We start from the raw sequence: 16135 nt of genomic DNA, 5'->3' as shown, positions 1-16135 counted from the left end.
TTGCCGGCAGTCTGCGCGGCTATGTGTCCGCCGCCGCGCGAGTGTCTCCATCGCGCTAGCCATCCTGATCGTCACTCGTGCGAGCTGAGACGCAGAGAACCATCGGCGCGCGTGTGCAAGTAGGCAGGCAATCGGTGCTGTCGCAAGCATTCGTCACCGCCTTGCGGCACGTAACGGTCGATTGCCTTGAAGGTGAACACGTTGACCCTGCCAAGGGCTATCGACATGCAGCACCTTCAAAGCCTTTTTCACGACTTCGTCGTACTCAAAGAGAGAGTTTTTATCTCTTGTCATTGAAGTGCTCAAACCTTTGAACCCTATCGCCTTCATGATCCAGCGAAGCCACGAGGCGCAAACGATCTTGATGATGTTGGTGAGGCTCTTGCGCCCTTGCTGCGGGCGCTCGCGAACGCTGATATGCGCAAGCTGCTTAGAGCGTGCCTTGCGGATAGCGTTCTGCACCGACGTACGGCCGACGCCGGCTATCTTGGCGATCTCGTCAATGCACAGGTCACAGAAGCCCTTGAGCTTGCACCGCTCTGCGATGACCGCCAACACGGCGCGCTCGGCTTCCGAATAGAGCGCGCGAATGTTCGCCGGCATGTTGCCGCCGCCCGCCCAGGTGCGACGACGTGCAATCTCCTTGTTACGCTGCTCGTCTGTCGGCTTAGCACGTCTTACGCGCTTCACGATACGCTCAGCGGCCATTGCCGCGCCCTGACGCTTGTAGGTCTGAGTGGCGGCCTTAGTGCCGTTCCCGCTTTCATAGTGCTGGTCAAGCGAAGCATCGGCACGTGACATCAGGCGCGGCAAGGTACGCAAGAGTGCATTGCTGACTTGGAAGGAGCTGGCCATCACGCCACCCTCCCGAACTGCAACATGTGGGCCGCCTTCGTAACCTCGATGGCTTCGAGGTTCGAGATACCAAACTTGCTTTTAAGAAACGGAATTACCGGGCCATCGATGGCCAAGCGATTGAGGATAAGCCAGCGTGCAGCATCCTCAATTGATGAGACAGTACCATTTCCGAAACACTGAAAAGCCTCAACTTTTTCAGATGTCTCATTTGCCGCTAAACTATTGTTTTTAGGGGCTTCTTGTGGGCTCTCATCGCCCACCATTTTCCACAGATTGAATTGTCAGTTTGATTGGCCATCGGCGGATCGTTGCGATCGCGATGAACGGCTCCAGGCGGCCGATCCGTTCGGCTTAGTAATTGCCGAGAATAATGACGGCGAGAAGCACCACGGAAACAAGCACGAGGGCCGCTATGATAACAAGCAGCTCCTTCAACATGAATCGTTCCATCTTGCTGTCATCCATGGCGTTTGCTCCCGGCAAACCGTTGTCCGCATTCATTCCCAGTGTCGAATCGCCGCGCTGGGTTCCGTATCAGTCCACATGTAAGCAGCCACATTGTCAATTTCAGCCTGCAGGGCGTCGTCGGGCTACCAATTCCTCGTTCATCGTCCTCACGGTACACGAAGCTTCATCGGCCGCTGTCTCGGCGGCGGGTCGATGTAGGCGTCAGGCAGATTGACCGTCCGCGATAATAACCTCTCAGCGATCTGTGCGGCGGCGGCGCGTGCCCCCTCCCCGGAACAGAAGTTGCCACGCACCTGCAAAGCCGCGGCCAACAGGCGAAAGAATGCGCCACGCAGCTCCGGCGACGGCGCCGCCGGCTCCAGCCAGAACTGATCCAAGCTCCCCTGGTCGCTCAAGCCGTCGATATCGTAGATCGCGGCGCCCAGCACCTTGACCGGCTTGCCCGCCTGCAGGGCCGAAAGCGCTGCAGTCGAATTGACGGTCACCATGCCCTGACTGGCGGCGATCAACCGGTCGAGGCTGCCACCGTCGATCAGATGGATGCGAGACGACAATCCGCATGAGGCGTCGATGCTGTCGACATAGGCCCGCCAATCCACGAGCCCGTGGTCGAGCGGATGGATCTTGAGGACGAGATGCGCGTCGGGAGCGGCATGTTCCGCGAAGGAGCGGAGAATCAGCCGGATGGCATCCTGCTGCTGGTGAAAGGGCGAGTGCGCTCGAAGCTGGAAATCGGTCTGAAGCTGCAGCGGATAGACGAAGAATCGCCTATCGCCGGCAATCAGATCATCGATGACGCCCTCCGCCTCTCGTGCCCTTCTGCTGCTGGAAGGAAGTTTCTTCAGCCACCCGGCATATTCCATCAAGGGATGGTAGAGTCCGTGCCGCCGGTAGCCTGGGTAGAGAAACCACAGAAAGACGGTCGGGAGATAATAGGCGAGATCGTAAAGCGCCTCCGCCAGAAAAGTCTGGCTATAACGGCGCTTCCAATCCGGTTCCGGCAGCTTGGACGACGCCTCCATTATATGGGAGGGGTCGGCCGGAAAGTGCGAATTGGAGGAGAGGCCGTCTCTCTCGAGCGTCACCCAGTCCGGCCGCAGATATCCCATCTCCACGACATTGACGGCGACGCCTGCGCGCTGCGCCTCTTCGATGGCGACCCGATGATAGGGGCGCTCCTCGCCGTGCAGAATCATGTCGGTGACGCTCTCCGCCTCGATTCGCTGCCTGACATAGGCGCGCCAGCCGGCAAGGTCGCCGCGATAATTGAAGGCACCGTGCCAGCGCCACGAAATCCAGTCTCCGGCATTCAGGTTGATGCGGATGCAGCGGCTGCCGGCCGCTCCCAAGATCCTGGCGATCCCGACGAACAGCGGCGAGGACGGCCCCTGCAGGAACAGGAAGACGCGCGGGCGCGCCGCCTCCTCCGCATTGACCATCACTCCGGAACCTCAGTGGCAAGGCCTGCATAGTGCAGCAATGTGCCGATAAGGTTCCAGGGCGCCTCTTCCTGCGCCGGTTGCGGCTTTTGGGAATGCGCGCGCGCGCGACCGAGAGGAACGATGACGTAATCGGTCCGCGGATCGGGGAACGGATCGGCAAAGGCCTTCAGCAAGGGCGCATGATCGCCATAGAAGAGAAGCCATACCGGGCGATCCAGCCTGTCGAGATGATGGGCGAGATTGCCGAGTGCATGATCGGCGCGCATCAGGAGCTCGCCGTAGATATCCACCGGATTGACGAGATCGCCGCAGCGGCCCGGCTCCCACGGGCCGTGATTCGCCATGGATGCGACAAAGAGGAAATTCTTGCTCGTTCCATCGTCATCGATCATCCGAATCACGCTCTTTGTCAGCTGGAGGTCGCTGACATAGGGGCCGTCGCGTTCCGGATTGTGATCGAACTCGTCGAGCATCATCATCCGGTCGAAGCCGAGCTGCGGCAATGCCTTGTGACGCAGAAAGAACGTCTTGTCGTAGGGGTGGACGAACTGAGTCTTCCAACCCGCCTTTTTCAAGCGCGCCGGCCAGACGACATCCTTGTAGTGGCTGGCGCGCAGATAGGGGTAGCTGGCGTCGATATGCACATTTTCGGGCAGCAGCCCGCTCAAGACAGCGAATTCGGTTCGCAGCGTATAGCCGCCCTCGAAGACGCTGGTCATGCGGCCCCATTGCGCGGCCTGCTCACGCAGACGATCGAGATTCGGAAGCTTGATGTTGTCGACCCCGAAATGTCTGAGGTCGATGAAGGATTCGGATTGCCAGATGACAATCAGCGGCTCGTCTTCACCATGCTCCCAAAGCTCTTGAAGCGCCGACATGAAGCGCCCGGAGAGTTCCGCTACGATTGCCTCGCGCCTGACACCGACCCAGATGACGTAGTGAAAGACGACAGAGGCGAAGGTGCCGAATCGCACCGTATCGATCTTCACGTCAACCTTGCCGAGAAATTTCTGCGTTAAACGGCAGACTGGTTCGCTGACGACCCTGCTGAACAATGCAAACCATGGGGCAAAGGCGACAGCCAGCATCAGCAGGACCCATAGCAACCCGTTCGACGCCGGCAACACCGATGGTTCAAGATACATGTAGAGGCCGCTGAGGCCGAAGACGTAAGCGAAGGCGATGATCCAGAAGACTATATTCAGCGAGGTCGCGTAAAAAATCTCCTTGTATTTGAAGACATCCACGACAAGCGCGATGTCTGAAAATACCAGAGGCTCGCGGATGAACTCGAACTTCGCCCTCGATATGCCCGTGAAGATGACGAAGAAGCTGATGACGGCCTGCGTGCTGTAGATCGGCCGCCAGGAAATGGCGAAGAAGGCGGCATAGATCAATATGATGACCGGAATTCTTGCCACCCAGTCACAGGCCACCCGCCGCCAGCTTCTTTTCATGCGGTTCTCGGCATTGATGGCCGCCGGCATCGCGAAAGGATCGGTCAGAAAGACGATGACGCAGGAGAACGCGAAGCCGGCAAGCGTCAAAAGAATTGGAAAATCATGAAGCTTCAAGATTGTGCCATCCAAATGCCCACTGCTTGCGCAGCATTCTCCACATTCGCGAGGAACGGGCCGCCAATTCCCTGACTTACCTTCTCTTGCACTTGTTTTGCCGGCAGCGCAACATCGGCGGTTGTTTCGTATTACTAATCATTATCAAAACCATGCTCGGCGGCATCGGCAAGGCCGCGACCCGATTCCCCACCAAATATTTTTCGCGTCTTGCGCGAAAACCACCATTGCAGCGATGGTTTTATCAGCGGCCCGAAGAAAGCAAGCGCCGTCAGCGAAAATCCGAAATGGATTCTTTGCCGGCCTTGGTCCATTCCCCGGACGATTCTTGCCGCAACCGCCTCGGCACTCCACGGCCTGACGGACCCCATCAACAGCTCCGCTTCGCGAGGTCTCAGAGATATTTCCCGGAGGTATTGCGGCGTCAGCGTATCGGGCGGGAAGCAGATGGAAATCTGCACCGCCGAAGTGGCAGCCTCGGCGATCAAAGCTTCGGCAAAGCCGGCCAGCGCCGACTTGGATGCGCAATAGGCGGTATAGCCGAAGATGCCGATCAAGGCAGCGCCGGAGGAGATCATCATGATCCGGCCGCTGCGCCGGCTCTTCATTCCCTTGTAGACAGCGCGAACCGCATTGGCGGTCCCGAGGAAATTGATCGAGATCTGTTCGTCGAAAACCGATGCCGGCATTTTATCGAAGGCGCGAGGCTCAACGATGCCCGCAGAAGCGATGAGGATATCGCAGGGGCCGAAGGATGCTTCACAAAGCTCCATCGCCTCTGCGGTCTGTGCGGCCGAGGCCACATCAACGGAGGCTGCCCGGATAGAAGCGCCGTCGACACCGGGAAGCGATGTGATCTCGGCTCGCGCCGCCTCAAGGCGTGCCGGATCGCGCGCGAGAAGCGAAACCCGATATCCCCGGGCCGCATAAAGCTTCGCTACCGCCAGACCAATTCCGCTTGAACCTCCCGTGACGATAATATGCATGAGACAATCGCCCCGAACTTAGGAACCGCCTTGAGCCTGGGCCATGGGCAGCAGCTGCATCATTTTGTCCATATCCAGCGAAGCAAGACCGAAATTGCGGTCTTTCAAACTCTTGAGTTTTTCCGCCGTAAGCGTGACCGCATGGCGGATCTGCTCCTCGGTGTGATTGCAGGTGATGAAGAAGCGAAGGCGCGCCATGCCCTCCGGCACGGCCGGATGGATGATAGGCAGCACATTGACGCCTTCGGCCAGCAGGTCATTCGAAAGCTGGGCCGCACGAAGCGAATCGCCGACGATGACGGGCACGACCGAGTGGCCCATGCTGAGACCGGTATCGAGGCCGGCCGCCTTTGCCCGCTCCAGAAACAGATGGCCATTGCGCCTGAGGCGCTTGGTTCGCTCCGGCTCGGACTGGAGAATATCGAGGCCGGCGATGGCTGCGGCGGCGAGAACGGGAGAAAGGCCGACGCTATAGACGAAACCGCCGGCTTCCGCTTTCAGAATATCGACCAGAGCGCCGCTGCCGGCAATATAGCCGCCGCAGCTCGATGTCGTCTTCGAAAGCGTGCCCATCCATATATCGACGTCGCGAGGGTCAAGATCGAAATGCTCGAACGTGCCGCGGCCGTTCTTGCCGAGAATGCCGAGCGCATGCGCTTCGTCGACCATCAGCCAGAAACCGTAGCGCGCCTTCAGTTCCAGCAGTGCCGGCAGGTCGGCAATATCGCCATCCATCGAATAGATGCCTTCGACGATGACCAGGATACGACGAAAATCCGATGACAGCGTCTTGAGGATATTCTCGAGGCTCTCGACGTCGTTGTGCTGAAACAGCCGCCGTGCCGCGCCGGAAAGCTTGATGCCGGCGAGCGCGCTGTTGTGAATGAATTCGTCGTGTATCACCAAGTCCTGCGGCCCCATCAGGCAGCCGATAGCGGCGACATTGGTCAGATAGCCGCTGACGAAGCAGACGGCGGCATCGACGCCGTAGACCGCGGCGAGCTTTCGCTCGAGCTCGACATGATCAGGCCGCTCGCCTGCAACCAGGCGGCTCGCCGACGCCGAGATTCCGAAGCGATCGATCGCTTCCTTGGCACGTTCGGCGACATGCGGGTCGGTATTGGTTGCGAGGTAATCGTAGGAAGCAAAGTTGATGAATTCGCGTCCGCCGATGCGCGTCGTCGCGCCGGCGGCTGCATCGTGGGACCGATAGAAGGGGTTGGCGACGCCAAGCAATTCGCCTGCCATTCGCTGTGTTGCGACGCGCTTATATTCAGGCAGATCCTCAAAGCGCGTCGCCTGGCGCGGCTGTGCCTGCGGCTGCCTGTTCAGCCGTTCGGTTCGATTGCGGCCGGAGGATTCGCCGACGCGGCGCATCTGCTCGAGCAGCTTGCTTTTCTTCTGCTCCGCCGGGTCGCCATCATTGGCATCATACGTTGTCACTGCACGGCCCTTTTTTCCTGTTCCGCGGCATGGCTGCGCGCCAGGCGTTCGACCACGCCGTCGCCAGCTGCTGTGTCGCCGCCGGCGTCATCGCCATTGCGATTCATGACACGGTCACGCAAACGGCTGACGACATCGCCAACGGTCGTGCCCTCGCCGACACCGCTCAAGGGAATATCGAAGCCGGTCTTCTGCTGGAAGCTCATGCCAAGCTCCATGGCCATCAGGCTGTCGAGGCCGATATCCTTCAAGACCTTGTCGGGTGTCACCATGTCTTCGGTCACGCGCAGGATGGCCGCAATCTCCGCAGCGACGAGCGCGTGCAAGGCGGCTTGGGCCTCCTCTTCCGATTTGCCCTTGATCAGCTCCTTGAGATCGATGCTGTCTCCCTCGTTCAGGGCCTGATGGCTGCCCGCATGACGCATCAGTGGTTCGAACAGCGACCGGCCGGAGATCGGCAGCAGACGAACGGCGTTCCAATCGATCTCGGCGATCATGACCGCCGCGGCATCGACTGCGCCCCTGTCCGCCAGCATGTAACGCTCGACCTGCTCCAGCGCGTCGCGCGCCTTCAAAGCTGCCTTGCCGATGCGCTTGGCGAGGAGATCGTTGACTTCGCCGTTGCGAGCCAGAAAGCCCTTGTCGGCAATGGCGCCGAAGCCGACGGCGAGCGCGGGCTTGCCGGCAGCACGACGAGCGCGCGCCAAGCCTTCCAGATAGCCGTTTGCCAGCACATAGTTGGCCTGCCCGGGATTGCCGAGCATGGTGGTTGCCGAGGAGAACAGCAGGAAAAGCTCAAGCCTGTCGTCCCGCGTCAGACGATCGAGGATTTCGGCACCGCGGATCTTGACCTCAAGAACGGGGCGATTGCGCTCCGGCGTCAGGTTGGAAAGAAGCGCGTCGTCGAGCACCATGGCGGCGTGAATGACGCCCTTCAGCGCTCCTTCGGTGCGAAGCAAGGCAAGCAACGCCTCGACCGCGGTCGCATCGGTGATATCGCAGGCATGCAGCGTCGCAACGACGCCCCGCTTTGCCCAGCCTGCCACCGCCTTCTTCGTTTCCGCGTCGGCAATGCCACGGCGCGAGCACAGCGCTATTCGGCGCGCGCCCTTCGAAACAAGCCAATCGGCGGCGGACAATCCGAAACCGCCAATGCCGCCCGCAACCAGGAAAATGCCCTTCGCATCCAAGCGCAAGGATTTCGCCGGTGTCCGCAAAACATTGTCGACGCCGGGAACAGGCGGCCGCACCACGATCTTGCCGATATGGCCGGCGTTCTGCATCAGCCGGAAGGCGTTGCCGATCTCGTCATAGGCGAAGGCGCGGTATGGCAGCGGCGTCAGCTTTTCCTCTGCGAAGAGCTGGCCGATTTCCGTGAAAATGCGCCGCGTGAGGTCGGGAACATTGACCAGAAGCTGATCGGCATCAATGCCGAAATAGCTGACATTGCGCCGGAACGGGCGCAGGCCGATCTTGCGGTCGGCATAATAGTCGCGCTTGCCCAACTCCAGGAAGCGGCCGAAGGGTTTGACCAGCTCGATGCTGCGTTCCATCGCTTCGGAAAAGAGCGAGTTGAGAACGAGATCGACACCTTCACCGCCCGTCAGACGCCGCACGCCGGAGACGAAATCCAGAGAGCGGGAATCGAGCACATGATCGGCGCCGAGCATTTCCAGGAAGCCGCGCTTCTCAACAGTGCCGGCGGTGGCGATCACCTTGGCGCCCTTCAGCTTGGCGATCTGGAGCGCGGCGAGACCGACGCCGCCTGCAGCTCCATGGATCAGAATGGTTTCACCCGGCTGAGTGCGTCCGAGTTCGACCATGGCGTAATAAGCGGTCAGAAAGGCCACCGGCACAGTCGCAGCCGCCACGGCTTCCATCTGCTCCGGCAGCTTGGTGACGCCGTCGCGACGGACCAGCACATGGGTCGAGAAGGCAGCAGGCCCGATCCCCATCACCTTGTCGCCCGGCCGGAGATCATCCACCGCATCGCCCACGGCAAGAATTCGCCCGGCGAATTCCATGCCGATCGTGGCGCCGGCAAAGCCGTCTTCCAAGGCTTCCTCGGGCAAAAGGCCCATTGCCCACATGACATCCCGGAAATTGAGACCGGTCGCCTCGACTGAGACGACAACCTCTCCTTCGTTCGGCATGGGAGGGCTCATCTCCTCCCAGGCGACGCTATCCAGACGACCACCGACATGCTGCCGGATCGTTGCCGCGGCGAAATCGCGGCGGCTTGCTTCGATGGCATCGAAAGGACCAGCGGCGGCCCGGATTTCCCGGACCTTTCCAGTCGAACGATCCAGGAACCATTCCCTATTGTCCGTTTCCCCCGTCATCAGAGTGTCGACGAGAGTGAGCATCCGGCTGCCATCCGCATCGGCATCCAGCAGATGCACATCAAAGGCGTCATACTCGTTCTGAAGGACGCGACCGAAGGCCCATAGGCCGGCATTGGCATCATCGATGGAGGCAGCCGACAACGGGGAGCCGCCCGGCGCAACGATGACAAGTCGGGGTTTTGCGCCGTCGCCACGCTGCGACAGCAGGTTCGCCAATTCCGTGAAGACCGAAAGACGGGACAGCGAGAGCTCCGCCGCATCGCCGCGCTTCACATCCGCAAGATAGACGACCCGGCTGGTCTCGCGGTCCATCGTATCAAGACCGCCGACAAGATCCGTAGACGATACGCCGAGATCGATGACCGTTATATTCTTGCCCAGCTTACCGAGGGCCTTCTTACCCTGCTCCGACAAGATCAGGATCGGCTCGGCGGCTTCCGCGACAGGGGTTGTCCCGGGCTGTCGCTCAGATACGGCCGACACCGTGATCAGCGAGCCCTCGGGGAAGGTCCGCTCACGGATCAGAGGCTTGGCGAAGCCTAACGTACCCAGGAGATCCGCGATCTGCTGCGGCGTGCCAAGCCGTCCGACCGGGAATTCCGCTGATTGGCTGTCGGCGAACCAGCCTTCGGACAGGCCGAAGACGAAATCGTTGAAGGCGCTCGGCGCACGATCGGCGAGCAGGAACTGAACGCCGCCGGCGGCGACCGTTCGGACAATCCGCTTGATGTCGTCATTGTGCCGCATCAGATGCTGGCTCTGATCGCCGGACGCGACGACGATATCGGCAACATGACGATCCGTCAGCTTGGCCGGATCGGCCACGATCACATGCGCATCACGCTCGAAAGCGATCTCCAATGCTCGCCGCGCTTGCTCGCGCGGCTCCGCGATCACGAGACGAGCGCCCGCGGCCGCGGCGATCACCGCCAGCTTTCGGCTGAAAGCAGTCGACACCGAGCCGACCTCAAGAACGTGCTCGATGATCCCAACATTGGCTTCAATGGTGGAAGCCAATGCCTCCGCGAGCATCGAGAGCCGCCGCTCGCTCAAGGGAGAATGGACAAGCACGTGCTCCAGCGTCGCCCCACCCGGATTATTTGCGCCCTGAGCCGCGGGCTCACGCTCCAGCACATGCGGGCGTATCATTGCCAGATGCTGAAGCGTCTCGCGATAGGCGTCTCCAACGAGGACACTCTCGGCCACGCGCCCGGCGTCCTCGCGGTAAATTTCCTGCAGCAATTCGGCCACCGGAGGTAGGGTCGGCTCCAGAGGGATATGCCACTTGCCGTCCTTCGTCTGCGCGATGCCGGCATCTTCAAGAATGTAAAGGCAATTGACGAGGAAAGACCTGAACTCGGGATCGCCGGGAAGGCCGGAGAATGCGACAATGCCGTTGCGGTCGGCAACCTTCAGCGCGATGTCATGGCAGGCGCGATAGATTGCGGCATCAAGAAGAAGGCTTGCATTATTAAGTGCATGGTTTTCGTCCGAGCCGTGTTCCGGGGAAACTTGCCGCGCATCGGCGCCGGCTTTGGCTCCGCCCGCGAAAAGAGCCGAAGGCATGCTCTCGTAATGAAACGCGACGGAATCGAGCGTCGCTCTGCGGCGCAGCTGCGTGCGGCGGAAACGGCTATCGTCAAGAATGACAACCGGCCTACCGCCTGCATCGAGCAAGGTGAAGCGCGCCTTGATCGAATTCGCGCTGAACCGATCGATCTCGATGGCGGCTTTGACGATCGGCCTTCCCTTGCCGAAGGCCCTCACTGTGCCGAAGTGAACAGGAATATAAGGCGCACCGGACTCATCACCCGAGAACTGATCGAACAATGCGACGAGGCCGTGAAACGCCGCATCGACCGACATCGGGTTGAGATTGTATGTCCCGAAGGGATGAGACGGCTGGGCCGCCGGTTTCAGATCCACCTCGATCAGATGGTGACCGAACGCCTCGGCCTTCGACAGAAGCTGGAAATGCGGGCCATAATGCAATCCGAAACGCTCCGCCGTTTCGTAGGTCACATCCGCAGTCAATGCGGATTTGCGCTCTTTGTCCGAGCGCTCCAGGGGCTTGCGATCTCCCTCGCCCGCCAGCGGCTTTCGGCAACGTCCAACCGCATGAACTGTCCATTCGTCATGGCTGAGGCGTTCGCGCGACCGGATCTCGATATCTCCGGTCTCAGGCGACAGGATGGTCGACAGTTCGACCATCCGATCCTGGGACAACTCGAGCGGCCGGATGATTTCGAGGTTGCCGATTTCAACTTCATCCGCATCGTAAAAACGTTGCGCCGCCGTTACTGCGATTTCGACGAAACCGCTGCCAGGCATGATTGCCTTGCCGTCAACCACATGTTCGGCAAGGTCTGGGAAAAGACGGGCATCGAGATGGTTCTTCCAATTCGAACCGTTGAGGTCGGTGCGCCAGCCGAGCAACGTATATGGGCTTTTGCGATCACGACCGAAAATGTCGATCTCGTCTGTCGTCGGGTACGTGCGAAGCTCCACCGGCTCGAAAGGCAGCGGCGGCAGCTTGACGAAGGCGTTGCGCGTGGCGCTGCCGCGTGCCCGCAGCGCAGGCGCGCCATTGGCTACCGCGCGTGCAAACGACTGCGAAACCGGATCATGGTCGGCAACAGGGGCCTCCCGCAGCAGGGTCGGTATCGCAATGACCTGAACCGATGCCGGCTTGGCGATCTCCGCCACATAGTTTGACAGGATCGGGCGAGGCGAAATTTCGATGAAGAGGTTGCATCCCATGGCGATGGCGGCCTGACAGCCGGCCTTGAAGAGCACGGGATCGCGCACGTTGCGCCACCAATATTGCGTATCCAGCAGGCGCCCATCGCGCAGTTCGCCGGTTACGGTAGAAATGAAGATGCCCGTCCCGCTATCCGGCACAAGATCGGGCAGGTCCGCGAAAAACGCCTCCTTGGCACGATCGATGATGGGATGATGGAACGGATAGTTGATATCCAGAACATGTGCGACGATCTGGGATTTGCGCGCCGCATCCCTGTAGGCCTCTATCTCATCGGCCGGACCGGAGATCGTTACCGAGTTCGGCGCGTTGATCGCCGCTATATATATATTGCGGAGGCCGCGGGATTTCGCAAAGGCCAGCGCGGCATCCTCGCCAAGCACGACGGCCGCCATCTTGCCTTCGCCGGCAAAAAGATCCTGATGCAGCGAACGCTTGGCAACGATCGCAACCGCCTCCGCGGCGGTCAGCGCCTTGGCGGCATAGGCGGCCGCGATCTCACCGACCGAATGTCCGAAGACGGCATCCGGTTTGACGCCCATCGACCACAGGCAATCCGAAAGGGAAGCCTGGATCGCGAACAACAGCGGCTGCGCTATCTTGGTATCAGCCAACCGCGCGGAGAGATCCGAAGCGATCAGTATGTCGGTCAGTTTCTCGCCGAGATAATATTCAAAGAGCGCGCTGAAGGATTGGAAACATTGCCGGAAATGGCGATTTTCCTGATAGGCGCCGACACCCATTCCCGCCCATTGCGAGCCGTTGCCGGAAAAAACGAAGGCGATCTTGGCGGCCTGCGCCGGTGCTTCGCCGGCCTCACCGACCGAATTCTTGCCCTCTAGATGCGCGTCGATCGCGGCAAGCACTGCGGCGCTATCCTTGGCGCGAGCCGCAAAACGATGGCGCATGGGCTCGCGATTGGCAGCGGCGGAAGCAACGATCTGGCGAGCCTCCTTGGGCTCGGCAGTTTCAAGACGGGCTCTGTATTCCTCGAGCAACGTCGAAAGAGCGGACGCCGTATGGGCGCTGACGGCGAAAACGACGCCCTCGCCCCGGATCGGCGGCTCCGGCGGCGCGATCGGGTCGGGATCGCTAATGACAACGTGAGCGTTCGTTCCACCGAAACCGAAGGAATTGATCCCCGCAAAGCGGGCTTGCTTTGCCGGCATAAGCTCGATCGTGGACGTGTTGACCCGAACGTTCAAACCCTCGAAGTCGATGGTGTCGTTCGGATGGTCGAAATGCAATGAAGCCGGGAGGAAATTATTCTCCAGCGCGATGACGGCCTTCAACAACCCGAAAAGACCGGATGCCGGTTCGGTATGGCCGATATTCGTCTTGATGGAGCCGATCGGCACCGGCGCCCGCCGGTTGCGGCCTATGACTTCGCCGATCGCCCATATTTCGGCGGGGTCGCCAACTTTTGTTCCCGTTCCATGACCCTCGATGAAGGCGATGCGATTGACATCGATGTTACGCCCTTCATAGATCGACTGCAGAAGAGCAGCCTGCGCCTCACGGGACGGCATGGAAATGCCGTTGGTGCGTCCCGAAGAATTGACGCCGACGGCATGTATCCTGGCATAGCTGCGGTCTTTCTCGCGCAGCGCAACGTCCGTCCGGCGCAATACGATCGCCGCGCCACCCTCCGCGCGGACGTAACCGCGGCCATTATCGTCATAGGCGCGGCAGAGCCCCTCCGGCGACAGCATGCGCGCCTGGGCAAAGCCAACGAAGGACATCGGGTTTAGCAGAATATTGATGCCGCCGACGATCGCGGTATCGATCTCGCCATTCTCCAACGCCTTTACCGCCTGGTCGAGTGCCACCAGCGACGACGAACAGGCCGTGTCGATCGTCATACTCGGCCCGCGCAGCCCGAATATGTGCGAGATGCGGTTGGAAACAATGGAAAGCGTGTTGCCCGTCATGAAATACGGGCTACCCGAGGCGGGGTCCTCGAGCGTCAGATTGCCGTATTCAAGAGAGGATGCGCCGACATAGACACCGACCCGCTGCCCCTCGAAACCGTCGATCGGCAGGTTTGCGTCTTCCAGAGCGCGCCAGACGATATTCAGAAGGATGCGCTGCTGCGGGTCCATCTGCATCGCTTCGCGCTGCGAAAGCCCGAAAACCGCGGGGTCGAAGGCGTAGACATTATCGAAGACGCCGGCTGCAAAACTATAGGTCTTTCCCTGAACACCCACAGCCGGATGCCAAAAGCGCGCAAGATCCCAGCGCTCCTCTGGTATACGGCTTACGGTGCAACGCCCCTCCTTGAGGACGAGCTGCAGTTCTTCAATCGAACCCGCCCCAGGGGCAACGCTTGCGCGCCCGATAATTTCAACTGTCATGATCTCTCAGCAATATTCGAAGAAATGCGCCAAACCGGCCAAGTTCAATATCAACCGTTCACACTATTATTATCTGTGGTTGTCACCGATAAAAAAACTGCGTGTGCGGCCAATATGCGGCAGTGCAACAATCGATGCAATATGCGATCTTCTACACCATCAACCCACGTCAAGGATCGCAATTCTTGCTTGCGACGGTTGCAATGTTTTCCGCAACTCAGTTCGCGATGATTTTCCGTTGCCGACAAGGCATGATCCGTCACAATCATACAGATGTCGGCATCAACAAATGAATAGGGCTTGCAGGTAGACTTGATAGAGCTGCTAACCCCTCTTTCGCCAGAACTACTGCCCCAAATTGACGGCGGTTGCCGCTCCCTGAGACGCGATACCTAGCGGCGTGCCGATAAGATTCAAGAACTTCCTGATGTCGACGGTCGGATGACGCGACACATAGATGACGTCGCGGTTCTTGACCGGGAAAATCTGCCCCACGATCAGGCTGTCGGGATTGGACATGTCGAAGCGATAGACGATCGGATAGCGTCCCTTGGCATCCGGCACCATCCCTTTACGCTGCAAGTCCTGGAAGCGAGCCGGGCCGAGCAGGATCTTGGCGATTTCAGGCTCTTCGTAGCGGAACAGGAAGAAGCCCTTGGCGTTGCTCGAATCGTCGATCGCACCATGACCGAGGGCGACGGCCTCGAGGAGGTTCAGATCGTTCGATCCGAACTCGATTCGTCCGTCCCCGCGGACAGAACCAAGCAGCGTGAAGGTTCTCGGATCGCGTACCAGGAAAATCTGGTCGCCCGGCTGGACATAGATATCTTCCGAAGGGTGCTCGATGATCGACTTCAGCAGAACCGTTCCGGTCCTGCTGCCCCGGACCAGCGTAACATAGGTTTCGTAGGGTTGGGTCGAGGGTCCACCGGCCTTGGCGATGACCTCGGTGATCTTTTCCTTCGTCAGATCCAGCGGCACCATGGAAGGACGGCCAACGGCACCCGAAACCGTGACGGTTCGTGACGGCGTGCCCATGCTCGTTACGATGACATCCGGCTCGACGGCCTTGGTCGCCAAAGCGGCCAGGATTGCCTTGCGAGCCTGATCAAGCGTCTTGCCTACAAATCGAACCGAGCCGGCATAGGGAATTGCCGCCGTGCCATCAGGCTGAATGACGATATCAAGCGACACCTGCTTCGATTGCGCCGTCGAAAACAAGCCATCGGAGCCCGCTTCGAAAATCGTGACCTTCAATGCATCGCCGACGCCGATAACGACGGGACCGACACCGCCGCCCATGCCAAAACGGCGATTAAGTGTCGAGGAAACATAGTCGGAAACCAGGCGCGCACTGCGGCTGTCGATGTCAACAACGTCGAAAACCGCAGCATTCCTGCGCCCCAGCTCTACGCTGGATTGGCCGGCATCTTTCACAATGGCGCCAGCCAGCGGTCCCTCGCTCGAGACGGAATTACACCCCGCCAGAACCACGCAACAAAGTACGGCGCCAATACGAAACAATTGAAAACCTCAAACTATTAGCTGCCGCGATTACCTGATGGCATACATCGACATGGAATGCATCAAATCTATCGACGCCTTGAAAAGCATAACGGGCGCGCGTCAACAAGCCCAAACGCCGGGAATACAATCAAAAAAATCGGGTGCGATCATCCGAACACACTCGGAACTCAGGGAGCGCCCGATCAGATCGGGTTTATAAGCGGCAAAGGCGCATAAGGCAATTTGTACGAGTATTTTTTGGAGATTTAAAATTAAAATTTTCTGAAAGATAAGAAGGACGCGTTAAGTAACGATATCAATAGAGAATCGCCTAACCAGCGACACTAAGTTTGGCCGAATCGCACTTATGCCGCTTTCCTTGGGATTACTATTGCCTG

At 59.5% G+C, this 16135-nt stretch carries 8 protein-coding genes; all 8 read right to left on the bottom strand.

The features are described from left to right. Positions 1-153 precede the first annotated feature (153 nt). Positions 154-855 carry a hypothetical protein gene (locus ACIQWP_RS15225; protein WP_402788539.1) on the bottom strand — a complete coding sequence of 234 codons (702 nt, stop codon included), beginning with the start codon at positions 853-855 and terminating at the stop codon, positions 154-156. Further along, positions 855-1118 carry a hypothetical protein gene (locus ACIQWP_RS15220; RefSeq protein ID WP_402788536.1) on the bottom strand — a complete coding sequence of 88 codons (264 nt, stop codon included), beginning with the start codon at positions 1116-1118 and terminating at the stop codon, positions 855-857. Before ACIQWP_RS15220 ends, ACIQWP_RS15225 begins: the two co-directional genes overlap by 1 nt. A gap of 354 nt (positions 1119-1472) precedes the next feature. Further along, a complete protein-coding gene (locus tag ACIQWP_RS15215) occupies positions 1473-2765 on the bottom strand; it encodes a capsule biosynthesis protein (protein ID WP_402788534.1) in 1293 nt (430 codons plus the stop codon). Continuing rightward, entirely contained in the window at positions 2765-4342 is a 1578-nt protein-coding gene (locus tag ACIQWP_RS15210; protein ID WP_402788532.1) for an LTA synthase family protein, read from the bottom strand. The genes ACIQWP_RS15215 and ACIQWP_RS15210 overlap by 1 nt, the downstream gene beginning before the upstream one ends. A 134-nt stretch (positions 4343-4476) precedes the next feature. Then, positions 4477-5328: an SDR family oxidoreductase gene (locus tag ACIQWP_RS15205; protein WP_402788530.1), complete on the bottom strand. Its 852-nt coding sequence runs from the start codon at positions 5326-5328 to the stop codon at positions 4477-4479. A gap of 18 nt (positions 5329-5346) precedes the next feature. Further along, entirely contained in the window at positions 5347-6705 is a 1359-nt protein-coding gene (locus tag ACIQWP_RS15200) for an aminotransferase class I/II-fold pyridoxal phosphate-dependent enzyme (protein WP_402788740.1), read from the bottom strand. A 62-nt stretch (positions 6706-6767) separates the two neighbouring features. Next, positions 6768-14231 (bottom strand): beta-ketoacyl synthase N-terminal-like domain-containing protein, encoded by a 7464-nt coding sequence (locus ACIQWP_RS15195; protein ID WP_402788528.1) that lies wholly within the window; start codon positions 14229-14231, stop codon positions 6768-6770. 345 nt (positions 14232-14576) lie between these two features. After that, the gene (locus ACIQWP_RS15190; RefSeq protein ID WP_402788526.1) at positions 14577-15755 is read right to left on the bottom strand and encodes a polysaccharide biosynthesis/export family protein; all 1179 of its coding nucleotides are present in this window, start codon (positions 15753-15755) and stop codon (positions 14577-14579) included. Positions 15756-16135 lie beyond the last annotated feature (380 nt).

This window comes from Rhizobium sp. NPDC090279, from assembly GCF_044769665.1.
Lineage (GTDB): Bacteria > Pseudomonadota > Alphaproteobacteria > Rhizobiales > Rhizobiaceae > Rhizobium.
This window is presented reverse-complemented; position numbering and strand designations above follow the sequence as displayed.